This is a genomic window from Variovorax sp. 350MFTsu5.1, assembly GCF_048302515.1.
Lineage (GTDB): Bacteria > Pseudomonadota > Gammaproteobacteria > Burkholderiales > Burkholderiaceae_C > Variovorax > Variovorax guangxiensis.
Genome location: NZ_CP157620.1, coordinates 4462159 through 4487445, shown reverse-complemented (window position 1 = coordinate 4487445; position 25287 = coordinate 4462159). Strand labels below are relative to the sequence as shown.

Below are 25287 nucleotides of genomic sequence, written 5' to 3'. Positions count from 1 at the left end.
TTGCTATCTAAAAGATAGCGATATCAGTAGACGAGCCGCTCCGGCCGCAACTCCTGCAGGATCGTTGTGGCGATTTCCTCGATCGACTTGGTGGTGGTCGAGAGCCAGCGGATGCCCGCGCGCCGCATCATCGCCTCGGCCTCGGCGACCTCGTGGCGGCAGTTCTCGATGCTGGCGTAGCGCGAATTCGGGCGGCGCTCGTTGCGGATCTCGCTGAGCCGCTCGGGCTGGATGGTCAGGCCGAAGATCTTCTTGCGATGCGGAATCAGGGCCGGCGGCAGCTGGCGGCGGTCGAAATCCTCCGGAATCAGCGGGTAGTTGGCCGCCTTCAGGCCGTGCTGCATCGCCAGGTAGAGCGAGGTCGGCGTCTTGCCGCTGCGGCTCACGCCCACCAGGATCACGTCGGCGCCTTCCAGGTCGCGGTTGCTCTGGCCGTCGTCGTGCTGCAGGCTGAAGTCGATGGCGGCGATTCGGTCGTTGTATTCCTTGCTCTTGCTGACGTCGCTGAAGCGGCCGATGCGATGGTTCGACTTCGCGGCCAGCTCGATTTCCAGGGGGCGCACGAAGGTGCCGAACATGTCCAGCAGCATGCCCTTGCAGCCGGTCTCGATCACCTCCAGCACGTCCATGTTGGCCAGCGTCGTGAAGACGATGGGCCTGACGCCCTCTATCTCGGCGGTGTGGTTTATCTGCCGCACCGCCTGGTGGGCCTTGTCGACCGTGTCGGTGAAGGGCAGCCGCACGTGGCGCGGCTTCATCTCGAACTGGGCCAGAACGGCGTTGCCGAAGGTCTCGGCGGTGATGCCGGTGCCGTCGGAAATGAAGAAAACGGTGCGTGAAGGAATAGTCATGCGGCCTTGTCCTGCGGCGCGGACCACCTTGCCCCGCCTACAATGAGGGCCATTATCGGGAATCCGCTTTCCCAACCCAATTCTCTCCATGCACGCCGCGCCCGCACCCAAAGCAACGAGAACGATCGTGCTGCGCCGTCTGCATGCGGCACCGGTTTCAACTTCTGGAGCTTTCCCATGTCTGCACTTTTCGACGCGACCGCCCTGGTCGTACCGTTTGAAAACCTGAGAATGACCGACGTCGAGGCGGTTGGCGGCAAGAACGCCAGCCTCGGCGAAATGATCTCGCAGCTGCCGCAGGGTGTGCGGGTGCCTACCGGTTTCGCGACCACGGCGCACGCATTCCGCCAGTTCCTGGCCCACGACGGCCTGGCCGACAAGATCAGCAAGCGCCTGGCCGCCCTGAACGTCGACGACGTGCGAGCGCTGGCCGCCGCCGGTGCCGAGATCCGCGGCATGGTCGAGGCCCAGCCGTTCCCGGCCGACCTGCAGAAGGCCATCACCGACGCCTTCGCCACGCTGAGCGCCGGCAACCCGTCCGCCTCGTTCGCCGTGCGTTCTTCGGCCACCGCCGAAGACCTGCCCGACGCCTCCTTCGCGGGCCAGCAGGAAACCTTCCTGAACGTGGTCGGCATCGACGACGTGCTGCACAAGATGAAGGAGGTGTTCGCCTCCCTCTACAACGACCGCGCCATCAGTTACCGCGTGCACAAGGGCTTCGAGCACGACGTGGTCGCGCTGTCGGCCGGCGTGCAGCGCATGGTGCGCTCCGACCTCGGCGCCGCCGGCGTGATGTTCACCATCGACACCGAATCGGGCTTCGAGGACGTGGTCTTCATCACCTCCAGCTACGGCCTGGGCGAGACGGTGGTGCAGGGCGCCGTGAATCCCGACGAGTTCTACGTGCACAAGCCGACCCTGAAGGCCGGCAAGAAGGCCGTGATCCGCCGCAACCTCGGCTCCAAGCTGATCCAGATGGAGTTCGCCACGCCCGAGGAGAAGAAGGCCACCGGCAAGCTGGTCAAGACCACCGACGTGAAGGCCGAGCAGCGCAACCGCTACTCGCTGACCGATGCCGAGGTCGAGCAACTCGCCAGGTACGCGCTGGTGATCGAGGAGCACTACGGCCGGCCGATGGACATCGAGTGGGGCAAGGACGGTACCGACGGTCAGCTCTACATCCTGCAGGCGCGTCCCGAGACGGTGAAGAGCCAGCAGCAGGGCAAGGCCGAGCAGCGCTACAAGCTGCTGGGCAAGGGCGCGGTGCTGGCCGAAGGCCGCGCCATCGGCCAGAAGATCGGTACCGGCCCGGTTCGGCTGGTGCACAGCATCAGCGAGATGGACCAGGTGCAGGCCGGCGACGTGCTCGTCACCGACATGACCGACCCCAACTGGGAACCGGTGATGAAGCGTGCTTCGGCGATCGTCACCAACCGCGGCGGGCGCACCTGCCATGCGGCCATCATTGCGCGCGAACTGGGCATTCCGGCCGTGGTCGGCTGCGGCGACGCCACCGACCTGCTGAAGGACGGCACGCTGGTCACGGTGAGCTGCGCCGAGGGCGATACCGGCTTCATCTACGACGGCCTGCTCGAGACCGAGGTGACCGAAGTGCAGCGCGGCGTGATGCCCGAGATCGACATCCAGCTGATGATGAACGTGGGCAACCCCCAGCTCGCCTTCGACTTCGCGCAACTGCCGAACCACGGCGTGGGCCTCGCGCGCCTGGAGTTCATCATCAACAACAACATTGGCGTGCACCCGAAGGCGATCCTCGACTACCCGAACGTCGACAACGACCTGAAGAAGGCCGTCGAGTCGGTGGCCCGCGGCCACGCCTCGCCGCGCGCCTTCTACGTCGACAAGGTGGCAGAGGGCATCGCGACCATTGCCGCGGCCTTCTGGCCGAAGAAGGTGATCGTGCGACTGTCGGACTTCAAGTCGAACGAGTACCGCAAGCTGATCGGCGGCAGCCGCTACGAACCCGAGGAAGAGAACCCGATGCTGGGCTTTCGCGGCGCCGCGCGCTACCTGAGCGCCGACTTCGGCGAGGCCTTCGCCATGGAATGCGAGGCCCTCAGGCGCGTGCGCAACGACATGGGCCTGACCAACGTGCAGATCATGGTGCCCTTCGTGCGCACCCTTGGCCAGGCCGAGCGCGTGACCGGCCTGCTGGCCGAGCATGGCCTGAAGCGCGGCGAGAACGAGCTCAAGCTGATCATGATGTGCGAGGTGCCGAGCAACGCCGTGCTGGCCGACGAGTTCCTGGCGTACTTCGACGGCTTCTCGATCGGCTCGAACGACCTCACCCAGCTCACCCTGGGCCTGGACCGCGACTCGGGCCTGGAGCTGCTGGCCGCCGACTTCGACGAGCGCGACCCGGCCGTCAAGGCCATGCTGAGCCGCGCCATCAAGGCCTGCAAGTCGCAGGGCAAGTACGTCGGCATCTGCGGCCAGGGCCCCAGCGACCATCCCGACTTCGCGCTGTGGCTGGCGGAGCAGGGCATCGAATCGATCTCGCTGAATCCCGACAGCGTGATCGACACCTGGCAGCAGCTCGCCAAGCGCTGAGGCGCGCGGAGCGCCCGGATTGCGGAAATCCCCATGGGGGGATTCCCGCGAACCGTGGGTGATATTGCAACAAATTGCTTATTTGATGCCAGACTGGCGGGACTCACGGGCGTATCCCGGAAGGGAAGAACACCATGATCCTCGTCAAGACTGAAGCAGGCCACCAGGCGCTGAAAGACCGCTCGATCCCGCTGTCGCCGCGGCAGCGCTCGGCGTTCATCCTGTTCGACGGCAAAAGATCGGTCGATGACGTGCTGGCCGCGGGCATGGGCATCGTGCGCGAAGACATCGACCAGATGGTCGGCCTGGGCGTGCTGGAGCCTGTGGCGGGCAGCGCGACGGCTCCCGCAGAGGCGGCGGCCGCTGCAGCGGCGCCCGCCCAGGGCTCCTCCGGGCGCAGCAGGCAGCAGCGCTACAAGGACGCCTACCCGATCGCGACCCAGCTGACCGGCAGCCTCGGCCTGAAGGGCTTCCGGCTCAACCTGCAGGTCGAGGGCACGACCAGCTACGAAGACCTGCTGGCGCTGGCCCCGAAGATCCGCGCCGCCGTCGGGCCCGAGAAGGCCGCGGCGCTCGACAAGGCGCTCAACGACTGAGAGTCTTGCCGGATCGCTTCCGACAGGGCTATAATCGCCGGCTTTGCCTTGCCACACTGCGCCCGACGCTGCAGGTGGCTTTTCCTCTTCCTCGGAAGAATCCACAAGGAGTGCCATGCGTCACTACGAAATCATTTTGCTGATCCACCCGGATCAGAGCGAACAAGTTCCGGCCATGCTGGAGCGCTACAAGGGCCTGATCACGGCCGGCGGCGGCAAGGTCCACCGCGTCGAAGACTGGGGCCGCCGTCAGCTGGCCTACCAGATCAACAAGCTCAACAAGGCCCACTACCTGTGCGTCAACATCGAAGCTGAGCAGACCGTGATGGGCGAACTCGAACACGCGTTCAAGTTCAACGACGCCGTGCTGCGTCACCTGACCGTCCAGAAGAAGAAGGCCGAAACCGGTCCTTCGTCGATGATGAAGACGGTCGAGCGCGAAGAGGCCCGCAAGGCCCAGCAGGCCGAGTACGCCGCCAACAACAACTGATGGCGTGACTGCCGCCGCTGCGGCAACCGGGGTCAACCAGCTGCTGCTGACCGCCTCCGTTGCCGAACTCGGAAACCTGCGATTCACGCCAGCCGGCTTGCCCGCCCTAGACCTGAAGCTCGAACACGAGTCGACGCTCCAGGAGGCAGGAAAGCCCAGGCAGGTGAAGACGGCCCTCAAGGCCGTTGCCTTCGGTGCCATCGCCGAACGGCTCGCAAGACAGTCGATGGGAAGTCTCTGGCGTTTTCAGGGCTTCCTCGCGACACCGGGCAACGGCAAGCATCCGGTCCTGCACATCCAGGATTTTCAGCAAGATTAATTTTCGACAAGAGGTCCCGAAATGGCCACGTTCAAGAAATTCAACAAAGACAAGCGCCCGAAGCGCAACACCCAGTCGCTGCTGTTCAAGCGCAAGCGCTTCTGCCGCTTCACCGTCGCTGGCGTCGAGGAAATCGACTACAAGGACATCGACACGCTGCGTGACTTCATCAGCGAAAACGGCAAGATCATCCCCGCGCGCCTGACCGGCACCCGCGCGATCTACCAGCGCCAGCTGAATACCGCCATCAAGCGCGCACGCTTCCTGGCCATGGTGCCGTACAGCGACCAGCACCGCGTCTAAGGAGTCGACACCATGCAAATCATTCTTCTGGACAAGGTTGTCAACGTCGGTGCCCTGGGCGACATCGTCAAGGTCAAGGACGGCTACGCACGCAACTTCCTGATTCCGTCGGGCCGCGCCCGCCGCGCCACCGCTGCCAACAAGGCCGAATTCGAAGCCAAGCGCGCCGAGCTCGAAAAGGCTGCGGCCGCCAAGCTGGCCGAATCGCAAGCTCAAGGCGAAAAGCTCGGTGGCACGACCATCAAGCTGACGCAAAAGGCTGGCGTGGACGGCCGTCTGTTCGGCTCGGTCACCAACGGCGACATCGCTGAAGAGCTGGGCAAGCAGGGCTACAAGGTTGCGAAGTCGCAAGTGCGCCTGCCCAACGGTCCGATCAAGATCGTCGGCGACAGCACCGTGAGCGTGGCCCTGCACACTGACGTGGTGGTCGACATCACCGTGACGGTCTACGGCGAAACCGCCTGATCGTCCACAGCGCCTCGTGCGCTGCGCAAAAGCCGCCTTCGGGCGGCTTTTGTTTTTGTTCTTCAAGGCTTGTTCAGTGACTGTCCACAGGGTTTTGCACAGCACGTACACAGCGTTATGCATGGCGTCGCGGCCGCAGCGCGCGTAGCATGCTTTGTTAACTTTCAAGGCCCCATGTCCGCCGTTTTCTCCTATGCCGACAATGATCCGTCGGCCGACCGCCAAGTCGCCCAACTGCGCATTCCGCCTCACTCCATCGAGGCCGAATCGAGCGTGCTCGGCGGCCTGCTGCTCGACAACGGCGCCTGGGACCGCATGGGCGACCTGCTGGTCGACGGCGACTTCTACCGCCACGAACACAAGCTGATCTACGCGGCCATCGGCGGGCTGATCAACGCCAGCAAGCCGGCGGACGTGATCACGGTCTACGAGCAGTTGCAGAACCTCGGCAAGGCCGACGAGATCGGCGGGCTGGTGTACCTGAACTCGCTCGCGCAGTACGTGCCCAGCGCGAGCAACATCCGCCGCTACGCCGAGATCGTTCGCGAGCGCTCCATCCTGCGCAAGCTGGTTTCCGCCAGCGACGAGATCGCGACCAACGCCTTCAATCCGCAGGGCAAGGCGGTCGACAAGATCCTCGACGAGGCCGAACAGAAGATCTTCAACATCGGCGAAGAAGGCACGCGGATGAAGCAGGGCTTCCAGAGCATGGATGCCCTGGTGGTCGACCTGCTCGACCGCGTGACCGAGATGGCCGAGAACCCGAACGACATCACGGGCGTTCGCACCGGCTTCAACGACTTCGACAAGATGACTTCCGGCCTGCAGCCGGGCGACATGATCGTGCTGGCCGCGCGTCCCTCGATGGGCAAGACCTCGCTCGCGATCAACATCGCCGAGCACGTGGCGCTCGACGAAGGCCTGCCGGTGGCCGTGTTCTCCATGGAAATGGGCGCCGCCCAGCTGGCGGTGCGTATCGTGGGCTCCATCGGCCGCATCGACCAGGGCCACCTTCGCACCGGCAAGCTCACCGACGAGGAGTGGCCGCGTCTGACCGAGGCCATCGAGAAGCTGCGCACCGTGTCGCTGCACATCGACGAGACCCCGGGCCTTTCCACCAGCGAGTTGCGGGCCAATGCGCGCCGCCTTGCGCGCCAGTACGGGCGGCTCGGCCTGATCGTGGTCGACTACCTGCAGCTGATGTCCACCAGCAGTTCAGGCGACGAGAACCGGGCCACGGCCGTGGGCGAAATCTCGCGCGGCCTGAAGATGCTCGCCAAGGAGCTGAAGTGCCCGGTGATCGCACTGTCGCAGCTCAGCCGCGGCGTGGAAAGCCGTACCGACAAGCGTCCCATGATGAGCGACCTGCGCGAATCCGGCGCCATCGAGCAGGACGCGGACATCATCATGTTCATCTACCGCGACGACTACTACAACAAGGAGTCGAAGGAGCCGGGCGTGGCCGAGGTGATCATCAGCAAGCACCGTAACGGCCCCACCGGCACCGTCAAGCTGGCCTTCCTGAAGCCGCTGACCAAGTTCGAGAACCTGGTCGGCTACAGCAACAACGACGAGTACTGACCCGGCGGCGCCTAAGTCAGCTGGCCGCGCTACCGCTGCCGCTGTTGCTGCTGGACCACGACGGCTGGCCGTCCGGCTTCTGCGGCACCACCTTGCCATGCGCCGTCTCGGCATTGACCTGCCGCAGAAGGTCGGCCAGCGTCTTGCCCGGCTCGTCTCGAAAGCGGTCGGGCAGCACCTCGATCGCGTCCATGCGATCCAGCCGGAAGCCCCGGAAATCGTCGCGCAGCTCGCACCAGGTCGAGAGCGTCCAGACCTTGCCCCAATAGAAGCAGCCCAGCGGGCGCACCGTGCGCTCGCTGGCGTCGCCCGAGACGTCGCGGTAGTGCAGCCGCAGCTTGTTGTGCGACTGGGTCGCCTCGCGCAGCGTCTGCAGCCGCGCGCGGAGGGTGTCGTCCAGGCCCAGTCCGGGCGCGTAGAGCGCCAGCGCCTCGGCCGAGACGCGCGCCGCGGGTGGCAGCACCGACAGGATCTTGCCGAGCCCGGTCTCGATGTCGCGCGCCAGCGCCGGATCGACCCAGCTCTGCGCGAGCCGGGCTGCAGCGACCAGCGCCGCGGCCTCGTCCTGCGTGAACATCAGCGGCGGCAGCTCGAAGCCCGCGCCCAGCCGGTAGCCCACGCCAGCCTCGCCCTCGATGGGCACGCCCTGGTGCTGCAGGTCTGCGATGTCGCGGTACACCGTGCGCTCCGACACCTCGAGGCGCTGCGCCAGGAACGCGGCCGTGGTCAGCCGGCGCCCGCGGATGAGCTGCACGAGCTGGAAGAGGCGGTCGGCGCGGCGCATCAGCAGGCCCTGGCGAGCGGGCGAGGGTGGCGTGCGGGCGGGTCGCGCCGGCTCTTGGGGGTGATGCTCATGAAACTCCGATGTGGATCGCCACCTTGTCCGGCCCTTCGTAGGCCTCGAAGTCGCTGCGATAGCGGCGTGCGATTTCCGGGTGCGCCTCGAAATACTGCCAGATGCGCTCCCACGTGGCGATCACCATCTGCGGCATCTGCCCTTCGCCGTTGAAGACCAGGTAGTCGCCGGCTTCCACGGCGAGGCTGTTCTCGCCGCCCGACACGGCGACGCCCGCCGTGACGTCGAACGCGCCGTCCTCGTCCGATTCGTAGGCCGTGTACACGCTGAAGATGCGCATGTCGGCGGTGCGCTGTGGCGTCGATGCATAGGTTTCCTCGCCGAAGAATCGGCCCCACAACTGGCCGAGGCGGGCGGTTGCAGGGTCGCGTTCCTCGCGGTTGGTGGTGCGGATGGTGAGGCCCGAGACGCGGAATGCATCCTGGCGTTGGCGGACTGGTTCCATGTGCTTTCTCTCCTCAAAGCGATAGTGTTTTCAGGTCGGCCTTCATGGCCTGTGCGATCAGCTTCATGTCGGCGTCGCTGATGTCGAACATGCCGAAGCGGAACTTGTAGCCCCACTGCCTGGGGTTCTCGATGAAGGCCAGCCGCTCGATCAGCGGGGCGATCGGCGCCTCGTGCCCGGCGGCGTAGACCACGTCGCGCCGCCAAGGCACGAAGCCGTTGCCCATGTCGAATTCGTAGGGCTCGCCCGGCTGCACGATGCCGATCGACACGAAGCTCTGCAGCCTGTCCGTGCCGCCGAACATGGTGGCCGGCGAATAGTAGGCGACGCGGTCGCCCGCCGAAAGCCGCTTGAGCGGCGCGTGCTTGCCGTGGCCGACCTGCATGAAGCCCAGCGGCCGGTGGTCGCGCCCGCGCCGCGCGTGCTCGGCGCTGGCCACGGCGATCCAGTTGCGTTGCGCCATCGCGAGTCACTCCAGCGAATGCAGGCCGACTTCGTTGCCTTCGGTGTCGCGCAGGTGGGCGATGAAGCCAAGGCCGGGCGGCAGCGCCGCTTTGGGCGACACGATCTGCCCGCCGGCGGCTTCGATCCGCGCCAGCACGGCATCGATGCTTGGATTGCAGTCGAGGTAGATGCGGATGCCCGTGCCGGCGCGTGCGCTGGCATTGGCGCCTGCCTGCAGCGCGCCGCCGGTGGCGGGCTTGTCGTGCGGGAAGATGGCCAGCGTCTCGCCGCCGAAGTCTTCGCGGCGCAGCTTGCGGGCGAGCACGGTTTCGTAGAAGGCCTGTGCGCGATCGATGTCGGCGACAGGGATTTCGAACCAGGTGATGGCGTTCTGCATTCGGGACTCTCTTTCTTTCGTTGCGTTGGAAGGAGCCCGGATGGTGCTGGCGCCCTACTGACAGCGTCTTGTCAGTAGCCTGTCACCACGGATGAAAAAAGCCCGCGCTGCTCGGGGAGCGTGCGCGGGCTTGTCCGGGGCGCTGCCCCCCGGAGGGTCAGAGCACGTCGCTGGCGAAGTCGGCCAGGCGCGAGCGTTCGCCGCGCGCCAGCGTGATATGCCCGCCGTGCGGCCAGCCCTTGAACTTGTCGACCGCGAAGGTCAGGCCCGAGGAGCCTTCAGTGAGGTACGGCGTATCGATCTGCGCGAGGTTGCCCATGCAGATGATCTTCGTGCCGGGGCCGGCGCGGGTGATCAGCGTCTTCATCTGCTTGGGCGTGAGGTTCTGTGCCTCGTCGATGATCACGTACTTGTTGAGGAAGGTGCGCCCGCGCATGAAGTTCATGCTCTTGACCTTGATGCGGCTGCGGATCAACTCGTTGGTGGCCGCGCGGCCCCACTCGCCGGCGCCGCCGCCGTCACCCTTGGCCAGGAACTCGAGGTTGTCGTCGAGCGCACCCATCCAGGGGCCCATCTTTTCCTCTTCGGTGCCGGGCAGGAAGCCGATGTCCTCGCCCACGCTCACGGTGGCGCGGGTCATGATGATCTCGGTGTAGCGGCGGTCGTCCAGCACCTGCGTGAGGCCGGAGGCCAGCGCCATCAGGGTCTTGCCGGTGCCGGCGGTGCCGGTCAGCGTGACGAAGTCGATCTCCGGGTCCATCAGCAGGTTCATCGCGAAGTTCTGCTCGCGGTTGCGCGTGTTCACGCCCCACACGGCGTTCTTGCCGGAGCTGTAGTCCTTCAGCGTCTTGAGCACCGCGGTCTTGTCGCGGATCTCGGTGACGCGGGCGTACATGCTCGGTTCGCCCGGAGCCTCGAAGTACACGAACTGGTTGATGTACAGGTTGGGCACCAGCGGGCCGCTGATCCGGTAGAAGGTGCTGCTGCCGCTTTGCCAGCTCTCGACGGTCTTGCTCTGGCGAGTCCAGAAGTCGGCGGGCAGGGCGAGCGAGCCGGCGTAGAGCAGGTCGCCGTCTTCCAGCGTCTTGTCGTTCTGGTAGTCGTCGGCGGCCAGGCCCAGCGCGCGCGCCTTGACGCGCATGTTGATGTCCTTCGACACCAGCACGACTTCCCGCCTGGGTTGGCCCGGACGGTCCTTGGCGTACTCGTCGCGCAGCGCGTGCACCACGCCGAGGATCTGGTTGTCGGCCTTGCCCTGGGGCAGGCTCATCGGCAGCGAATAGTCGAGCGGGGCGGTCTGGAAGAACAGGCGGCCGCCGGCTTCGCGGTGGCCGGTGGTGTCGAGCTTCAGGCCCTTGTCGATGTCGGCGTCCTGGGCGGCGGCCAGGGCGTCGAGCGTGCGGCTGGTCTGGCGGCCGTTGCGGGCGACTTCGGTCGTGCCCTTCTTGTGGCCGTCGAGCTCCTCCAGCACGATCATCGGCAGGAAGATGTCGTGCTCTTCGAAGCGGAAGAGGCACATCGGATCGTGCAGCAGCACGTTGGTGTCGAGCACGAACAGCTTGGCCGGGCCGGTGGATTTGCTGCGCTTGGCGCGTGCAGGGGCCTGCGGCGCCGCTGCCACTGCAGGAGCCGCAGCGGGTTCGGCGACCGGGGCCTTGGTCTCGACCTGGATGAGTGCCTGGGGCGTCGGTGCGCTCACGGGGGGGGGCGTTGCTTTCGACCTGGTCCGGCGGGCAGGGCGCACGGCGGCAGCACCGCCGGCGCTCTCGGCGCCGACGCTGTCGAACAGTTCCAGCGGCTGCGGGCTGCGCGCCGCGGCTTCGTCGGCGCGCGAATCACCGGAACGGCGCGAGCCCCGGTGCGAGGACCGGGCGGGCGCATCGAGTGCGTCCGGGGAGAGCAATGCAGCGCGTTTCGTGGGGGCGGGGGGCAGTGGCATGTGTCAGATCGCTCGCAGGAAGTGGGAACCAGAAAACGAAAAAGCCGCCTGAAGACCAAGGCGGCTTTGTTCGGAGGATGCGGTCGTGGAGCTCAACGGCATGAGGCCATTATGCACACCGCGGATGACGCGCCGGGAGCTCTTTACGCACCGCGTGGGGCATTTCCCACGCCACAGCGGAAAAGCGCGCCGCCGGCTCGCCGGAAGGCTCTCAGGCAGCCTTCTTGAGGGCCTTGACGGCCTTGAGCACGTCGTCGACATGGCCGGGGACCTTGAGCCCGCGCCATTCGGCCTTCAGGATGCCGTCGGCGCCGATCAGGAAGGTGCTGCGCTCGATGCCCTTGACCTTCTTGCCGTACATGATCTTGTTCTTGACCACGCCGAACATGTGGCACATCTTTTCCTCGGTGTCGGCGATGAGCTCGAAGGGCAGCTCGAGCTTGGCCTTGAATTCGTCGTGCGACTTCATGTTGTCGCGGGACACGCCGAAGACCGTGGCGCCGGCTTTCTCGAAATCCTTGTAACGGTCGCGGAACTGCATCGCTTCGGTGGTGCAGCCCGGAGTGTTATCTTTCGGGTAAAAATACATGACCAGCACGTGGCCGAGATGCGAGGTATTCGAGACCTTGATGCCGCCCGTGGCGTTGGCGTCGAATTCAGGAATGGGTTTGTTGACAACGATCGCCATGAAACTTGTTTTCTCCGTTAGATTCCGCTCCTGAGCCCTCTCGCCCCGTTTCGCACCGGGCTTGCTCAAAGAGTGGAGGATTGGTCGTTGCTAACTTTGGGGTAGCCGGCCTGTTCGCAACCCGGTATTTTACCCCGAAAACACCCCCCATCAGCCACCCACGGGGCTCTCCACGAGGAGGGCGGCGATCACGTGCCTGCCTTCGCCGGCCAGGATGTTGTAGGTCCGGCAGGCTGCCGCGGTGTCCATGGTCTCCACGCCGGTGCGCTGGGCCATCAGCGGCTTGAGCCAGACTGGCTGGGGGAAGCGGATCCGGTTTCCGCTGCCGAAGATGATCAATTCGGCGCCCAGCGATGCCAATTGCGCGAAATGTTCGGGGCCGATCTGGTCGAAGCTCGAACAATTCCATTCGAAGCGCTCGCCGCGCGAGCCGACCACCACGCTGCCCTCGACCTTTTCGTTGTTGATCGCCACCCAGCCGGGACCGTGTGCGGTGAGAGACTGAGCGTCGGATTTGTCTGGCTGTAGCTTCATCTGGGCACTGGGAACTGTGGTCAAATTATAGGTTTTCCCTAGTGCCACGGGGCTCGCAAGGGCCTTTGATTCCGCGTAAGCAAACTCTAACCCGCGCCCGGGAGGGCCCTTTGAAGCAGCTCAAGAAATCGGCCAAGCTGGCCAACGTCCTCTACGACATCCGCGGCCCGATCATGGACGCCGCCAAGCAGATGGAAGAAGACGGCCAGAAGATCATCAAGCTCAACATCGGCAACCTGGCCGTGTTCGGTTTCGATGCTCCCGAGGAAATCCAGCAGGACATGATCCGCAACCTGCCCACCTCGGCCGGCTACTCCGACAGCAAGGGCGTCTTCGCGGCACGCAAGGCGGTGATGCACGAGACGCAGAAGCAGGGCGTCGCGGGCGTCACCCTCGACGACATCTACCTCGGCAACGGCGCCAGCGAGCTGATCGCCATGTCGACCAACGCGCTGCTCAACGACGGCGACGAGTTGTTGCTTCCGGCCCCCGACTACCCGCTGTGGACCGCCTCCACCAGCCTCTCCGGCGGCACCCCGGTGCATTACCTGTGCGACGAGGCCAACGGCTGGATGCCGAATCTCGACGACATCCGCGCCAAGATCACGCCGCGCACCAAGGGCATCGTGGTCATCAACCCGAACAACCCGACGGGCGCGCTGTATTCCGACGACCTGCTCAAGAGCATCGTGGCCATCGCGCGCGAGCACGGCCTCGTGATCTTCGCCGACGAGGTCTACGACAAGGTGCTGTACGACGGCGTGAAGCACACCGCCATCGCCAGCCTGTCGACCGACGTGCTCACGCTCACCTTCAATTCGCTGTCCAAGAGCTACCGCTCGTGCGGCTACCGCGCCGGCTGGCTGGTGGTGTCGGGCGACAAGCGCAGCGCGCAGGACTACATCGAGGGCCTGAACATGCTCTCGAACATGCGCCTTTGCGCCAACGTGCCGGGCCAGTGGGCCATCCAGACGGCGCTCGGCGGCTACCAGAGCATCAACGACCTCGTGTGCGAGGGCGGCCGCCTGCGCCGCCAGCGCGACCTGGCCTACGAACTGATCACTGCCATTCCGGGCGTGAGCTGTGTCAAGCCGAGCGCTGCGCTCTACATGTTCCCCAAGCTCGATCCGGAGGTCTATCCCATCGAGGACGACCGTCAGTTCTTCCTCGAGCTGCTGAAAGAAACCCGCGTGATGCTGGTTCAGGGCACCGGCTTCAACTGGGCGACGCCCGACCACTTCCGCATCGTGTTCCTGCCCCACGAGGACGACCTGCGCGAGGCCATCAACCGCATCGCGAAGTTCCTGGAGCAGTACCGACTGCGCCGCAAGTCGCGCCAATGAACCTCGTCCGCATCGCTGCCGCCGCGGCGCTGTCGTTCGCCGCGCTTTCCGCTGGAGCCGCTGGCGCCGCTGGAGCCGCTGGAGCCGCTGGTGCGGCCGGCAAGGAGGGCGTCTCGTTCTCGCACAACGACTGGGAACTGGCCTGCGACAACACGCGTACCTGCCGTGCCGCCGGCTACCAGTCTGAAGGCGCGGACATCACGGAGCCGGTGTCGATGCTCATCACGCGCAAGGCGGGCCCGGACACATCCGTCGAGATCGAACTGCAGACCGGCGGCGAGAAGCCTGCCAAGGGTCCGGTGCGCTTCAAGGTCGGCAAGGCCACCTTGTCCGGTCTCAAGGACAGCGCCGCCAGCCTCGACCAGGACCAGGTCCGCGCAGTGCTCCCCGAACTGCTCAGGAACGACGACGCCACGCTCACGGACCGCGGCGGGCAGAAGTGGGTTCTTTCGCTCTCCGGCCTCAATGCCGTGCTGCTGAAGATGGACGAGGTCCAGGGCCGCGTCGGCACGCCGGGCGCGCTGGTGCGCCGCGGCAGCAAGCCCGAATCATCGGTGCTGCCGCCCGTGCCGGCGCCGGTCGTGAAGGCCGTCGTGCCGCCGAAGGCCAGGCCCGGCGACGACGCGCTGGCCGCGCGCATCTTCCCGTCGCTGAAGCAGTCCGACGCCAAGGACGATTGCAACAACCACGAAGACTTCAACGCCAAGTCGCTGAACGTCACGCGCCTGACCGATCGCAAGGTGCTGCTGTCCTTCGGCTGCGGCATGGGCGCCTACAACTACTCCAGCCTGCTCTGGATCGCCAACGACAAGCCGCCCTATGCGCCTGTCGCCATCGAAGCCAACGGCGATTTCGACGAGAAGGACGGCAGCGTCACTTCCTCCATGAAGGGCCGCGGCATCGGCGACTGCTGGTCGAGCGAGACCTGGAGCTTCGACGGCAAGGGCTTCGTGCGCACCGCCGCCGCGGGCGACGGCATGTGCCGCGGCTTCGCGGGCGGTGCCTGGAGCCTGCCGCGCTACGTCACCCGCGTGGAGCTCTCCGAGCCGTCCGCCACCCCATCCAAACCCTGAACGCCATGAGTGCGACTCTCCCAATGAAACCCATCCAAGTAGGCCTGCTCGGCGCAGGCACGGTCGGCAGCGGCACCTTCAAGGTGCTCCAGCGCAACCAGGAAGAAATCAAGCGCCGCGCCGGCCGCGGCATCGAGATCGCCATGGTGGCCGACCTCGACACCGCCCGCGCCCGCGAAGTGGCAGGCGAGGGCGTGAAGGTGGTGAGCGATGCGCGCGAAGTCATCGCCAACCCCGAGATCGACATCGTCATCGAGCTGATCGGCGGCTACGGCATCGCCAGGCAGCTCGTGCTCGAGGCCATCGCGGCCGGCAAGCACGTGGTCACGGCCAACAAGGCGCTGCTGGCGGTGCACGGCACCGAGATCTTCGCGGCCGCGCATGCCAAGGGCGTGATGGTGGCCTTCGAGGCCGCGGTGGCCGGGGGCATCCCGATCATCAAGGCGCTGCGCGAAGGCCTCACGGCCAACAGCATCCAGTGGCTGGCCGGCATCATCAACGGCACCACCAACTTCATCCTCTCGGAGATGCGCGACAAGGGCCTGGACTTCGCGACCGTGCTCAAGGAAGCGCAGCGCCTGGGCTACGCCGAAGCCGATCCGACCTTCGACATCGAAGGCGTGGACGCAGGCCACAAGGTCACGCTGATGAGCGCGCTGGCCTTCGGCATCCCGGTGCAGTTCGACAAGGCCCACATCGAGGGCATCACCAAGCTGGCCGCGCAGGACATCAAGTACGCCGAGCAGCTCGGCTACCGCATCAAGCTCTTGGGCGTCACCAAGCGCACCGCCAAGGGCATCGAGCTGCGCGTGCATCCCTCGCTCGTCCCGTCGAAGCGTCTGCTGGCGAATGTCGAAGGCGCGATGAACGCGGTGGTGGTGCATGGCGACGCAGTGGGCACCACGCTCTACTACGGCAAGGGCGCCGGCAGCGAGCCGACCGCCAGCGCGGTGATCGCCGACCTGGTCGACATCACCCGCCTGCACACGGCCGATGCCGCGCACCGCGTGCCGCACCTGGCCTTCCACCCCGATGCGCTGAGCGACCTGCAGGTGCTGCCGATGTCGGAAGTCGTCACCAGCTACTACCTGCGCCTGCGCGTGGCCGACCAGGCCGGCGTGCTCGCCAAGGTGACGGGCCTGCTTGCCACCGCCGGCATCAGCATCGACGCCGTGCTGCAGCGCGAAGCCGACGAGGTGGGCGGCGAGGGCTCCACGCAGACCGACCTGATCATCCTCACGCACGACGCGCGCGAGGGCACGGTCGACGACGTCCTGGCCGAGCTGCAGGCGCTGCCGACCGTGCTCGAACCCATCGTGCGCATCCGCAAGGAAGAGTTGAAGTGAATTACCTGAGCACCCGCGGCCACCCCGACCGCAAGCGCTTCTGCGAAATCCTGCTCGAAGGCCTCGCGCCCGATGGCGGCCTCTACCTGCCCGAGCAATACCCGCAGATCGACACCGCCACGCTTGCCAAGTGGCGCAAGCTGTCGTACGCCGAGCTGGCCTTCGAGATCCTCTCGCTGTACATCGACGACATTCCGCCGGCCGACCTGAAGGCGATCTGCGCGAAGACCTACACGGCCGAAGTGTTCGGCACCGACGAGATCGTGCCGCTGCGCGAGCTGGAAGACGGCGTGTACCTCGAGGCCCTGTCCAACGGCCCCACGCTGGCCTTCAAGGACATGGCGATGCAGTTGCTGGGCAACCTGTTCGAGTACGAACTGGCCCGCCGCGGCGCCGAGCTCAACATCCTGGGCGCCACCAGCGGCGACACCGGCAGCGCGGCCGAGTACGCCATGCGCGGCAAGAAGGGCGTGCGCGTCTTCATGACCTCGCCCGACGGCCGCATGAGCCCGTTCCAGCAGGCGCAGATGTTCAGCCTGCAGGACGCGAACATCCACAACATCGCCATCACCGGCGTGTTCGACGACTGCCAGGACATCGTCAAGGCCGTGTCGAACGACCTGGCCTTCAAGCGCAAGTACCGCATCGGCACGGTCAACTCGATCAACTGGGCGCGGCTGCTGGCGCAGGTCGTCTATTACTTCGCGGGCTACTTCCAGGCCACGGCGGCCAACGACAAGCCGGTGAGCTTCACCGTGCCCTCGGGCAACTTCGGCAACGTCTGCGCGGGCCACGTGGCGCGCATGATGGGCCTGCCGATCCACACGCTGGTGGTCGCCACCAACGAGAACGACGTGCTCGACGAGTTCTTCCGCACCGGCGTGTACCGCGTGCGCGGCGCGGTCGACACGCACGAGACTTCCAGCCCGTCGATGGACATCAGCAAGGCCAGCAACTTCGAGCGCTTCGTGTTCGACCTGGGCGGGCGCGATACGGCCAAACTGCGCAAGCTCTTCGTGGACGACCTGGGCCTGAACGGCAGCTTCGACCTGAGCGCCGATCCCGCATTCGCGCAGGCCGCCGCGCGCTTCGGCTTCCGCAGCGGCCGCAGCACGCATGCCGATCGCCTGGCCACCATCCGCGACACAGACAAGCGGTTCGCCACCCTGGTCGATCCGCACACCGCAGACGGCCTCAAGGCCGCGCGCGAGCAGCTCAGCCCCGGCGTGCCGATGGTGGTGCTCGAGACCGCGCTGCCCATCAAGTTCGCGGCCACGCTGGTCGAGGCGCTGGGCGAGGAGCCCGCGCGCCCGAAGAAGTTCGAAGGCATCGAGGCGCTGCCCAAGCGCGTCGTCAAGCTGCCGGCCGACGCGGAAGCGGTCAAGGCCTACATCGCGGAACACTGTGACTGACCACGGCGAGGGCTGCGCATGAAGGTCGTCGGTTTCGCCGGCTACTCCGGCGCGGGCAAGACCACGCTGCTCGAGCGCCTCATTCCCGCGCTGAAGCGGCTGGGCCAGCGCGTGTCGGTCGTCAAGCATGCGCATCACAAGTTCGACATCGACCATCCCGGCAAAGACACGTACCGTCACCGCGAAGCGGGCGCCTTCGAGGTGGTCGTCGCCTCCGACAAGCGGCTTGCAGTGATGCGCGAGTTCGAGGCGCCGGTCGAGCTCAGCGTGCACCAGCTGCTGGCCGAGGTGCACCCGGTGGCCGACTGGGTGCTGGTCGAGGGATTCCGGCACAGCGACGTGCTCAAGATCGAGATCTGGCGCGAGCCCGAGGCGAGCGAGCCGGTGCGGCCCGTGCTGTACCCCGACGATCCCTTCGTCGTCGCCGTGGCCACCGATGCGCCGGCCAGCCTGCCGCTGCCCACCGGGCGGCCGCTCTTCGACCTCAACGACGCCGAGGCCATTGCGAAGTGGTTGATCGACAGCGGTGAGCGCTTCGAATACAACCCCGATCACCATGGCTGATTCACCCGTTCCCTTCGCCGGCTCTTCCTCGCGCCCGCCGCTGATGCCCCTGGACGAGGCGATCGCGGTGCTGCTTGCGAAGGCGCAGCCGGTGCTGCCCACCGAAAGTGTCGGCACCTTCGACGCCGATGGCCGTGTGCTCGCGCAGGACCTCGTCTCCGGCCTCACGGTGCCGCCGCGCGACAACAGCGCGATGGACGGCTACGCCGTGCGCGTGGCCGACTGCGCCGCGCCCGGCGCCGAGCTGAAGGTGGCGCAGCGCATTCCCGCCGGCACCGTCGGCACGCTGCTCGCGCCCGGCACCGCGGCGCGCATCTTCACCGGCGCGCAGATTCCCGAGGGCGCCGACGCCGTCGTGATGCAGGAAGACACGGCAGCTGTGCCGCAGGAAGGCAGCCTGGGCTCGGTGCGCATCGCCATCGTGCCGGCGGCCGGCCAGTGGATTCGCCGCGCGGGCGAGGACGTGGCCGCCGGCGACGTGGTGCTTCGGAAGGGCGAGCGCCTGACGCCCGCCGCACTGGGCCTTGCCGCCAGCGTCGGCTTCGACCGCCTGCAGGTCGCGCGCAAGCCGCGCGTGGCGATGCTCTCCACCGGCGATGAGCTGGTGATGCCCGGCGAGGTCGCGCCCGATGCGATGAAGCCCGGCGCCATCTACAACTCCAACCGCTTCTTCATGCGGGCCCTGCTGCACCGGCTGGGCTGCGAGGTGAACGACCTGGGCATCGTGCCCGACAACCGCGAAGCCACCGTCGTCGCACTGCGCGACGCGGCCGAGGCGAGCGACCTGATCATCACGACCGGCGGCGTTTCGGTGGGCGAGGAAGACCACATCCGCGCCGCGCTGCAGGCGCTGGGCGAGCTGCAGCTGTGGTCGCTGTCGATGAAGCCGGGCAAGCCCTTCGCCTACGGCTCCATCGCGCGCAGCAGCGGGCAGGGCGCCTGCCACGTGACGGGGCTGCCGGGCAATCCGGTGTCGAGCTTCCTCACCTTCCTGATGCTGGTGCGCCCCTTCCTGCTGACGCTGCAGGGCGCTACGCGCGTCGCACCAGAGGCGGTGCAGATTCGCGCCGACTTCGACTGGCCCCGCGCCGACAAGCGCCGCGAGTTCCTGCGCGTGCGCCGCAACGCGGCCGGCGGCCTCGACCTGTTCGCCAACCAGAGCTCGGGCGTGCTCACCTCGATGGTCTGGGGCGACGGCGTGGTCGACAACCCTGCGGGCAGGACGATCAAGTCGGGCGAGCTCGTCGAATTCATTCCCTTCGCATCGCTGCTGGGTTGAGCCGCATGAAAGTCCAGGTCCGTTATTTCGCCTCGGTGCGCGAGGCGCTTTCCAGCAGCGGCGAAGCCGTCGAGACGCGAGCCGAGACGCTTGCGGCCCTGCGCGACGAGCTCGTCGCCAGGGGCGGCGCCTACGCCACCGCACTGGCGCGCGGCAAGGCGGTGCGCATGGCGCTCGACCAGGCCATGAGCGACGAAGCCGCAGCCCTGAGCGAAGGCTGCGAGGTCGCGTTCTTCCCGCCGGTCACGGGCGGCTGAGGCGCGCGTCCAGCGCCACGAGGCGCTCGCGCAGGCCGTCGGAGGCCCGGGTCATCGGCGAGCGCAGTTCGTCGGCCATCTCGCCCTTGTGCGCCAGGAGCGCCTTCAAGGGGCCCGGGTTGGGTTCGGCGAAGAGCATTTCCACCAGCGGCTGCAGCGGCTGCCATTCGGCGCGCGCCTCGGCCAGGCGGTTCTCCGCCAGCAGGCGCACCAGGCGCACGAAGCGCGGCGTCTGCACGTTGCCGCTGGCCGCGATGGCACCCGCGCCGCCTTCGGCCATGGTGCCGAAGATCTGGTGGTCCTCGCCCGTCAGCACCTGCAGCCGGCCGTCGGCGATCACCGCGCGTGTCTTGCCCATGTCACCGCCGCAGTCCTTGATGCCGCGAATGCGGGGGTGCGCGGCCAGCGCCAGCATCGTCTCGCGGGTGATGGTGACGCCGGTGCGGTAGGGGATGTCGTAGACCAGCACGGGCACCGAGCTGGCGTCGGCGATGGCGCGGAACCACTCGAGCAAACCGGCTTGGGAGGGGCGCACGTAGTGGGGCGCGGCCACCAGAAGGCCCGCGATCGGGCGCTCCGAGAGCTTGCGGGCCCACGCGGTGGCCTTGCCCAGGTGGTAGCCCGAGATGCCCATGACGACCGGCAAACCGCCGGCTGCTGCCAGCACGGTGTCGAGCACCGCCAGTTGCTCGGCTTCGTCGAGCGCGGCGGCCTCGCCGGTGGAGCCGCAGGGCACGAAGCCGGTCACGCCTTCGCTGGCGAGGCGGCGGACCAGGGCGGAGAGAGCGGTATGGTCGACCGCGCCGTCGCGGAACGGCGTGACGAGGGCCACCCAGAAGCCGGAGAAATCGGGGGTGGCGGGGTTCTGTTGTTGATGAGGCACGCGGGGCTTCCTTTCAGGAATCGACCGATGGAAAGAACCATCGTCCGATGCGCGCGCAACCCAGTGAGGGGCCAAAGCCTTCTGCAGGTTCCGTCGCTCATCCGACGACGGAACCTCGGCTCCGGTCAGACGAGCTTTGGTTTTTTGGCTTTGTCGTTGCTGCTGCCTTGGCCGGCGCGGCGGTCTTCGATGCGCGAAGGCACCGGGAAGAGCGTGGGCGTGGCAAGGCAGGGCATCGGCAGAGTCTATCGCGATGACACAATTCGGACATGAGCCTTGCCCGTGTTTCGATCCAGACGAACGATTTCGACCTCTCGCGGGAAGTCGCCGCGTTGCGTGCCGGCGACAAACGCGTGGGCGCCGTCTGCAGCTTCGTGGGCACCGTGCGAGACCGCAACGACGGCAGCAGCGTCTCGTCGATGGAGCTGGAGCACTACCCCGGCATGACCGAGAAGGCCATCGAGGCCATGATCGACGAGGCGCATCGCCGCTTCGACATCCTGGGCGCGCGCGTGATCCACCGCGTTGGCCTGCTGCAGCCGGAAGACCAGATCATGATGGTGGCGGTGGTGTCGGCCCACCGCGGCCAGAGCTTCGAGGCCTGCGAGTTCCTGATGGACTACCTCAAGACCCAGGCGCCCTTCTGGAAGAAGGAGCAGACGCCCGAAGGCGCCCGCTGGGTCGATGCGCGCGTGGCCGACGACGCGGCCCTGGCGCGCTGGGGCATCAGCGCCCCGAACGCCTGACTTGAATCTGTTCCCTCTCCCTCTGGGAGAAGGTTAGGGTGAGGGCAGCAGCACTCGTTCGACGACTTGCTCTTCTTGCGAAGGCCGCTGGCCCTCACCCCAACCCTCTCCCCGAGGGGAGAGGGAGCAAGACTTCAGAGTGGCTTGAAGCCGCTCGACTGGATGATCTTTTCCCAGGTCTGCGTGTACGTACGCACGCGGCCGGCGAACTGGCCCTGGGGCTCGTAGCCCACCGTCAGGCCCATCGTCGTGAGCTTCTGCTTCACGTCGGGCATGGCCAGCACCTTCTGCAGCGCATCGCCGTACTTGTCGATGATCGGCTGCGGCGTGCCCACCGGCGCGAAGATGCCGTAGTAGGGCAGGTCTTCCAGGTTCGAGAAGCCCAGCTCGGTGAAGGTCGGCACGTTCGGGAGCACGGCCTGGCGCTTGGCGCCGATGGACGCCACGATGCGGACCTTGCCGGCCTTGTGGTTCTCGATGAAGTCCGGCACCGAGGCGATGCCCGCGGTGATCTGGTTGCCCAGCATGTCGGCCGTCATGGGCGCGCTGCCGCGGTAGGGGGCGGGCTGCACGTCGATCTTGTACTTGTCCGAGATCATCTTCACCAGGAACTCGGGGATCGATGCCGGCGCGGGGATACCGATGGTCTCCTTGCCGCCCTTCTGGGTGCGGACCCACTTCACGTATTCGTCGATGCTCTTGGCCGGCGTGCCGCCCGAGACGGCCAGCACGTTGGCGAAGGTGGCGAAGCCGGCCACGGGCACGAAGTCGGTGGCGGGGTTGAAGCCCGGGTTCTTCACCACCTGCGGCAGGATCGAGATGGTGTGGTCGTGCGACAGGAACAGCGTGTGGCCGTCGGCCGGGGAAGACTTCAGCACCGTCGCGGCGATCTGGCCGCCCGCGCCGGCGCGGTTCTCGACCACCACCGGCACGCCCAGCACGTCCTTGAGCTTTTCGCCCAGCGTGCGGGCGATGGCGTCTGTGCCGGCACCGGCGGGGAAGCCCACCAGCAGGCGCACGGGCGTACCGCTTTGCGCCTGCGCAAGGCTGCAAAGCCCCGCTGCAGCCATAAAGAGACCCACGCTGATCGCCCGGCGCACCGGTTGAACGCGCATTGAAAAAACCATGATCGACTCCATTCGAGAGAGAGAAATGCCTACGGGCGGGAGAGGCCGGGTCCGGTGCAATACCCGTGCCCGCAGCGGCGGGAAGCGCCGGAAGGACCGGCAACCTTGAATCGTGCCCGAACAGCCCTATTTTGGATGCAGGAATACCACCATGCGACAAGACAAACTCACCACCAAATTTCAGGAAGCGCTGGGCGACGCACAGTCCCTGGCGCTGGGCAACGACAACGCCTACATCGAACCGGCCCACCTGCTGGTCGCGATGCTGCGCCAGGACGACGGCCCGCGCGCCCTGCTGGAGCGTGCCGGCGTCAACGTCCCCGGCCTGACGCAGGCGGCCGAGGCCGCCATCAAGAAACTGCCTCAGGTGCAGGGCCACGACATCGTGCAGGTCGGCCCCGAGCTCGGCAAGCTGCTGCAGGCCACCGAGAAGGAAGCCATCAAGCGCAATGACCAGTTCATCGCCGGTGAACTCTTCCTGCTGGCACTGGCCGACAGCAAGGCCGACGTCGGCAAGATCGCGAAGGAAAACGGCCTGAGCCGCAAGTCGCTCGAATCGGCCATCGACGCCGTGCGCGGCGGGCAGGGCGTGAACAGCGCCGACGCCGAAGGCCAGCGCGAAGCCCTCAAGAAATACACCCTCGACCTCACCGAACGCGCCCGGCTGGGCAAGCTCGACCCGGTCATCGGCCGCGACGAGGAAATCCGCCGCGCCATCCAGGTGCTGCAGCGCCGCACCAAGAACAATCCCGTGCTCATCGGCGAACCCGGCGTGGGCAAGACCGCCATCGTCGAAGGCCTGGCGCAGCGCATCGTCTCGGGCGAAGTGCCCGACTCGCTCAAGGGCAAGCGTGTGCTGTCGCTCGACATGGCAGCGCTGCTGGCGGGCGCCAAGTTCCGCGGCGAATTCGAGGAGCGCCTGAAGAGCGTTCTGAACGAGCTCGCCAAGGACGAGGGCCAGACCATCGTCTTCATCGACGAGCTGCACACCATGGTGGGCGCCGGCAAGGCCGAGGGCGCCATGGACGCGGGCAACATGCTCAAGCCGGCGCTCGCGCGCGGCGAGCTGCACTGCGTGGGCGCCACCACGCTCGACGAGTACCGCAAGTACATCGAGAAAGATGCCGCCCTGGAGCGCCGCTTCCAGAAGATCATCGTGGGCGAGCCCAGCGTGGAGGCGACCATCGCCATCCTGCGCGGCCTGCAGGAGAAGTACGAGGTGCACCACGGCGTGCAGATCACCGACCCGGCCATCGTGGCCGCGGCCGAATTGAGCGACCGCTACATCACCGACCGCTTCCTGCCCGACAAGGCCATCGACCTGATCGACGAGGCAGCGGCCAAGATCAAGATCGAGATGGACTCCAAGCCCGAGGTCATGGACCGGCTCGACCGCCGCCTGATCCAGCTGCAGATCGAACGCGAGGCCGTGCGCCGCGAGAAGGACGAGGCTTCGCAGAAGCGCCTGGGCCTGATCGAGGGCGAGATCGAGAAGCTGCAGAAGGAGATCGCCGACTACGACGAGATCTGGCAGGCCGAGAAGGCCCAGGCCCAGGGCAGTGCGCAGGTGCGCGAGGACGTGGACAAGATCAAGTTCCAGATCGAGGAATGGAAGCGCAAGGGCGACTTCAACAAGGTCGCCGAGCTGCAGTACGGCCAGCTGCCGGCGCTCGAGAAGCGCCTGAAAGAGGCCGAGGCCAGCGAGGCTAGCAAGGGCAAGTCGAGTGCGCCCACGCTGCTGCGCACCCAGGTCGGCTCCGAGGAGATCGCCGAGGTCGTGGCGCGCGCCACCGGCATTCCGGTTGCCAAGCTGATGCAGGGCGAGCGCGACAAGCTGCTTGTGATGGAGGACAAGCTGCACGAGCGCGTGGTCGGCCAGGACGAGGCCATCGGCGCGGTGGCCAACGCCATCCGCCGCTCGCGCTCGGGCCTGTCCGATCCGAACCGCCCGACCGGCTCGTTCCTGTTCCTCGGCCCCACGGGCGTGGGCAAGACCGAGCTGTGCAAGGCGCTCGCGGGCTTCCTGTTCGACAGCGAAGAGCACCTGATCCGCATCGACATGAGCGAGTTCATGGAGAAGCACTCGGTCGCCCGCCTGATCGGCGCGCCGCCGGGCTACGTGGGCTACGAGGAGGGCGGCTACCTCACTGAAGCCGTTCGCCGCAAGCCCTACAGCGTGGTGCTGCTCGACGAAGTCGAGAAGGCCCACCCCGACGTGTTCAACGTGCTGCTGCAGGTGCTCGACGATGGACGCCTGACCGACGGCCAGGGCCGCACCGTGGACTTCAAGAACACCGTGATCGTGATGACGAGCAACATCGGCTCGCCCATCATCCAGGCCATGGTGGGCAAGCCCTCGGAAGAGATCAAGGAAGCGGTGTGGGACGAGCTGAAGAACTACTTCCGCCCCGAGTTCCTGAACCGCATCGACGAGACGGTCGTGTTCCACGCGCTCGACGCGAAGAACATCGAGTCGATCGCCGCGATCCAGCTCAAGGTGCTGCAGGCGCGGCTCGCGAAGATGGACCTGGGCCTGGAGGTTTCGCCGGCTGCGCTGGCGGAGATCGCCAAGGTCGGCTTCGACCCGGTGTTCGGCGCGCGACCGCTCAAGCGCGCGATCCAGCAGCGCATCGAGAACCCGCTGTCGAAGCTGCTGCTGGACGGAAGCTTCGGGCCGAAGGACACGATCGAGGTCACGACCGACCCGATCCAGTCGCCGGGCCAGTTCTCCTTCCGCAAGGCGGGGGAACCAACGGCGGCCGCTTCGGCCTAAAGTCG

The 25287-nt window shown here is 66.6% G+C and carries 26 protein-coding genes; 16 read left to right on the top strand and 10 right to left on the bottom strand.

Features of this window, described 5'->3' with window-relative positions; genetic code table 11:
• Positions 1-23 precede the first annotated feature (23 nt).
• The gene (locus tag ABL843_RS20455; RefSeq protein WP_418120497.1) at positions 24-845 is read right to left on the bottom strand and encodes a pyruvate, water dikinase regulatory protein; all 822 of its coding nucleotides are present in this window, start codon (positions 843-845) and stop codon (positions 24-26) included.
• 183 nt (positions 846-1028) lie between these two features.
• Here ABL843_RS20455 and ppsA point away from each other — a divergent pair, with 183 nt between their 5' ends.
• The 7 genes from ppsA (at position 1029) to dnaB (ending at position 7176) form a co-directional block, all read left to right on the top strand.
• Entirely contained in the window at positions 1029-3422 is a 2394-nt protein-coding gene (ppsA, locus tag ABL843_RS20450; RefSeq protein ID WP_418117086.1) for a phosphoenolpyruvate synthase, read from the top strand.
• Positions 3423-3556: 134 nt separating this feature from the next.
• Complete coding sequence (locus ABL843_RS20445) at positions 3557-4018, top strand: hypothetical protein (RefSeq protein WP_126025883.1); 462 nt, start codon at positions 3557-3559, stop codon at positions 4016-4018.
• Between the two features lie 115 nt (positions 4019-4133).
• A complete protein-coding gene (gene rpsF / locus ABL843_RS20440; RefSeq protein WP_019655917.1) occupies positions 4134-4508 on the top strand; it encodes a 30S ribosomal protein S6 in 375 nt (124 codons plus the stop codon).
• Positions 4509-4512: 4 nt separating this feature from the next.
• Positions 4513-4827 (top strand): primosomal replication protein N, encoded by a 315-nt coding sequence (gene priB, locus ABL843_RS20435; protein WP_126025882.1) that lies wholly within the window; start codon positions 4513-4515, stop codon positions 4825-4827.
• 21 nt (positions 4828-4848) lie between these two features.
• Entirely contained in the window at positions 4849-5130 is a 282-nt protein-coding gene (rpsR, locus tag ABL843_RS20430) for a 30S ribosomal protein S18 (protein ID WP_007830781.1), read from the top strand.
• A 12-nt stretch (positions 5131-5142) separates the two neighbouring features.
• Positions 5143-5595, top strand: coding sequence for a 50S ribosomal protein L9 (rplI, locus tag ABL843_RS20425; RefSeq protein WP_126025881.1), 453 nt, complete (start codon positions 5143-5145; stop codon positions 5593-5595).
• A 174-nt stretch (positions 5596-5769) separates the two neighbouring features.
• Positions 5770-7176, top strand: coding sequence for a replicative DNA helicase (dnaB, locus tag ABL843_RS20420; RefSeq protein WP_093203332.1), 1407 nt, complete (start codon positions 5770-5772; stop codon positions 7174-7176).
• A 16-nt stretch (positions 7177-7192) separates the two neighbouring features.
• Here the strand turns inward: dnaB and ABL843_RS20415 are convergent, their stop codons facing one another.
• From ABL843_RS20415 to ABL843_RS20385, 7 genes are all read right to left on the bottom strand, one after another.
• The gene (locus ABL843_RS20415) at positions 7193-7960 is read right to left on the bottom strand and encodes a helix-turn-helix transcriptional regulator (protein ID WP_418117085.1); all 768 of its coding nucleotides are present in this window, start codon (positions 7958-7960) and stop codon (positions 7193-7195) included.
• A 67-nt stretch (positions 7961-8027) separates the two neighbouring features.
• Entirely contained in the window at positions 8028-8477 is a 450-nt protein-coding gene (locus ABL843_RS20410) for a GyrI-like domain-containing protein (protein WP_184641340.1), read from the bottom strand.
• A 13-nt stretch (positions 8478-8490) separates the two neighbouring features.
• The gene (locus ABL843_RS20405; RefSeq protein ID WP_418117084.1) at positions 8491-8940 is read right to left on the bottom strand and encodes an EVE domain-containing protein; all 450 of its coding nucleotides are present in this window, start codon (positions 8938-8940) and stop codon (positions 8491-8493) included.
• 6 nt (positions 8941-8946) lie between these two features.
• Positions 8947-9318: a VOC family protein gene (locus tag ABL843_RS20400; protein WP_184641338.1), complete on the bottom strand. Its 372-nt coding sequence runs from the start codon at positions 9316-9318 to the stop codon at positions 8947-8949.
• Positions 9319-9475: 157 nt separating this feature from the next.
• Positions 9476-11257 carry a PhoH family protein gene (locus ABL843_RS20395; RefSeq protein ID WP_418117083.1) on the bottom strand — a complete coding sequence of 594 codons (1782 nt, stop codon included), beginning with the start codon at positions 11255-11257 and terminating at the stop codon, positions 9476-9478.
• A 211-nt stretch (positions 11258-11468) separates the two neighbouring features.
• Entirely contained in the window at positions 11469-11945 is a 477-nt protein-coding gene (locus ABL843_RS20390; RefSeq protein WP_019655927.1) for a peroxiredoxin, read from the bottom strand.
• Between the two features lie 150 nt (positions 11946-12095).
• Positions 12096-12479: an Mth938-like domain-containing protein gene (locus tag ABL843_RS20385; protein ID WP_126025875.1), complete on the bottom strand. Its 384-nt coding sequence runs from the start codon at positions 12477-12479 to the stop codon at positions 12096-12098.
• Positions 12480-12589: 110 nt separating this feature from the next.
• Here ABL843_RS20385 and ABL843_RS20380 point away from each other — a divergent pair, with 110 nt between their 5' ends.
• Genes ABL843_RS20380 through moaD form a run of 7 tightly spaced genes read left to right on the top strand, consistent with a single transcriptional unit; the run spans position 12590 to position 19753 of the window.
• Positions 12590-13822 (top strand): pyridoxal phosphate-dependent aminotransferase, encoded by a 1233-nt coding sequence (locus ABL843_RS20380; RefSeq protein ID WP_418117082.1) that lies wholly within the window; start codon positions 12590-12592, stop codon positions 13820-13822.
• Positions 13819-14895, top strand: a complete 1077-nt coding sequence (locus tag ABL843_RS20375) for a DUF1176 domain-containing protein (protein ID WP_418117081.1) — start codon at positions 13819-13821, stop codon at positions 14893-14895. The genes ABL843_RS20380 and ABL843_RS20375 overlap by 4 nt, the downstream gene beginning before the upstream one ends.
• 23 nt (positions 14896-14918) lie before the next feature.
• A complete protein-coding gene (locus ABL843_RS20370) occupies positions 14919-16241 on the top strand; it encodes a homoserine dehydrogenase (protein WP_369661595.1) in 1323 nt (440 codons plus the stop codon).
• Positions 16238-17653 carry a threonine synthase gene (gene thrC / locus ABL843_RS20365; protein ID WP_418117080.1) on the top strand — a complete coding sequence of 472 codons (1416 nt, stop codon included), beginning with the start codon at positions 16238-16240 and terminating at the stop codon, positions 17651-17653. Before ABL843_RS20370 ends, thrC begins: the two co-directional genes overlap by 4 nt.
• Before the next feature lie 18 nt (positions 17654-17671).
• Positions 17672-18217, top strand: coding sequence for a molybdopterin-guanine dinucleotide biosynthesis protein B (mobB, locus tag ABL843_RS20360; RefSeq protein ID WP_418117079.1), 546 nt, complete (start codon positions 17672-17674; stop codon positions 18215-18217).
• Positions 18210-19496 (top strand): gephyrin-like molybdotransferase Glp, encoded by a 1287-nt coding sequence (gene glp, locus ABL843_RS20355; protein WP_418117078.1) that lies wholly within the window; start codon positions 18210-18212, stop codon positions 19494-19496. The genes mobB and glp overlap by 8 nt, the downstream gene beginning before the upstream one ends.
• A gap of 5 nt (positions 19497-19501) precedes the next feature.
• The gene (moaD, locus tag ABL843_RS20350; protein ID WP_418117077.1) at positions 19502-19753 is read left to right on the top strand and encodes a molybdopterin converting factor subunit 1; all 252 of its coding nucleotides are present in this window, start codon (positions 19502-19504) and stop codon (positions 19751-19753) included.
• Here moaD and dapA read toward each other — a convergent pair.
• Positions 19740-20636, bottom strand: coding sequence for a 4-hydroxy-tetrahydrodipicolinate synthase (dapA, locus tag ABL843_RS20345; protein WP_418117076.1), 897 nt, complete (start codon positions 20634-20636; stop codon positions 19740-19742). The genes moaD and dapA overlap by 14 nt on opposite strands.
• Before the next feature lie 269 nt (positions 20637-20905).
• Here dapA and ABL843_RS20340 point away from each other — a divergent pair, with 269 nt between their 5' ends.
• Complete coding sequence (locus ABL843_RS20340; RefSeq protein WP_126025866.1) at positions 20906-21382, top strand: molybdenum cofactor biosynthesis protein MoaE; 477 nt, start codon at positions 20906-20908, stop codon at positions 21380-21382.
• Positions 21383-21516: 134 nt separating this feature from the next.
• On the opposite strand, the gene ABL843_RS20335 is transcribed toward ABL843_RS20340, so the two are convergent.
• Complete coding sequence (locus tag ABL843_RS20335) at positions 21517-22509, bottom strand: Bug family tripartite tricarboxylate transporter substrate binding protein (protein WP_184641328.1); 993 nt, start codon at positions 22507-22509, stop codon at positions 21517-21519.
• 151 nt (positions 22510-22660) lie between these two features.
• On the opposite strand from ABL843_RS20335, the gene clpB reads away from it, so the two are divergent.
• Positions 22661-25282 carry an ATP-dependent chaperone ClpB gene (gene clpB, locus ABL843_RS20330; protein ID WP_418117075.1) on the top strand — a complete coding sequence of 874 codons (2622 nt, stop codon included), beginning with the start codon at positions 22661-22663 and terminating at the stop codon, positions 25280-25282.
• Positions 25283-25287: the final 5 nt, after the last annotated feature.

Coding starts and splice junctions, on each gene's coding strand:
- ppsA (WP_418117086.1), top strand. CDS start 1,029: ATGTCTGCACTTTTCGACGCGACCGCCCTGGTCGTACCGTTTGAAAAC.
- ABL843_RS20445 (WP_126025883.1), top strand. CDS start 3,557: ATGATCCTCGTCAAGACTGAAGCAGGCCACCAGGCGCTGAAAGACCGC.
- rpsF (WP_019655917.1), top strand. CDS start 4,134: ATGCGTCACTACGAAATCATTTTGCTGATCCACCCGGATCAGAGCGAA.
- rpsR (WP_007830781.1), top strand. CDS start 4,849: ATGGCCACGTTCAAGAAATTCAACAAAGACAAGCGCCCGAAGCGCAAC.
- rplI (WP_126025881.1), top strand. CDS start 5,143: ATGCAAATCATTCTTCTGGACAAGGTTGTCAACGTCGGTGCCCTGGGC.
- dnaB (WP_093203332.1), top strand. CDS start 5,770: ATGTCCGCCGTTTTCTCCTATGCCGACAATGATCCGTCGGCCGACCGC.
- ABL843_RS20415 (WP_418117085.1), bottom strand. CDS start 7,960: ATGCGCCGCGCCGACCGCCTCTTCCAGCTCGTGCAGCTCATCCGCGGG.
- ABL843_RS20410 (WP_184641340.1), bottom strand. CDS start 8,477: ATGGAACCAGTCCGCCAACGCCAGGATGCATTCCGCGTCTCGGGCCTC.
- ABL843_RS20405 (WP_418117084.1), bottom strand. CDS start 8,940: ATGGCGCAACGCAACTGGATCGCCGTGGCCAGCGCCGAGCACGCGCGG.
- ABL843_RS20400 (WP_184641338.1), bottom strand. CDS start 9,318: ATGCAGAACGCCATCACCTGGTTCGAAATCCCTGTCGCCGACATCGAT.
- ABL843_RS20395 (WP_418117083.1), bottom strand. CDS start 11,257: ATGCCACTGCCCCCCGCCCCCACGAAACGCGCTGCATTGCTCTCCCCG.
- ABL843_RS20390 (WP_019655927.1), bottom strand. CDS start 11,945: ATGGCGATCGTTGTCAACAAACCCATTCCTGAATTCGACGCCAACGCC.
- ABL843_RS20385 (WP_126025875.1), bottom strand. CDS start 12,479: ATGAAGCTACAGCCAGACAAATCCGACGCTCAGTCTCTCACCGCACAC.
- ABL843_RS20375 (WP_418117081.1), top strand. CDS start 13,819: ATGAACCTCGTCCGCATCGCTGCCGCCGCGGCGCTGTCGTTCGCCGCG.
- ABL843_RS20370 (WP_369661595.1), top strand. CDS start 14,919: ATGAAACCCATCCAAGTAGGCCTGCTCGGCGCAGGCACGGTCGGCAGC.
- mobB (WP_418117079.1), top strand. CDS start 17,672: ATGAAGGTCGTCGGTTTCGCCGGCTACTCCGGCGCGGGCAAGACCACG.
- glp (WP_418117078.1), top strand. CDS start 18,210: ATGGCTGATTCACCCGTTCCCTTCGCCGGCTCTTCCTCGCGCCCGCCG.
- moaD (WP_418117077.1), top strand. CDS start 19,502: ATGAAAGTCCAGGTCCGTTATTTCGCCTCGGTGCGCGAGGCGCTTTCC.
- ABL843_RS20340 (WP_126025866.1), top strand. CDS start 20,906: ATGAGCCTTGCCCGTGTTTCGATCCAGACGAACGATTTCGACCTCTCG.
- ABL843_RS20335 (WP_184641328.1), bottom strand. CDS start 22,509: ATGGTTTTTTCAATGCGCGTTCAACCGGTGCGCCGGGCGATCAGCGTG.
- clpB (WP_418117075.1), top strand. CDS start 22,661: ATGCGACAAGACAAACTCACCACCAAATTTCAGGAAGCGCTGGGCGAC.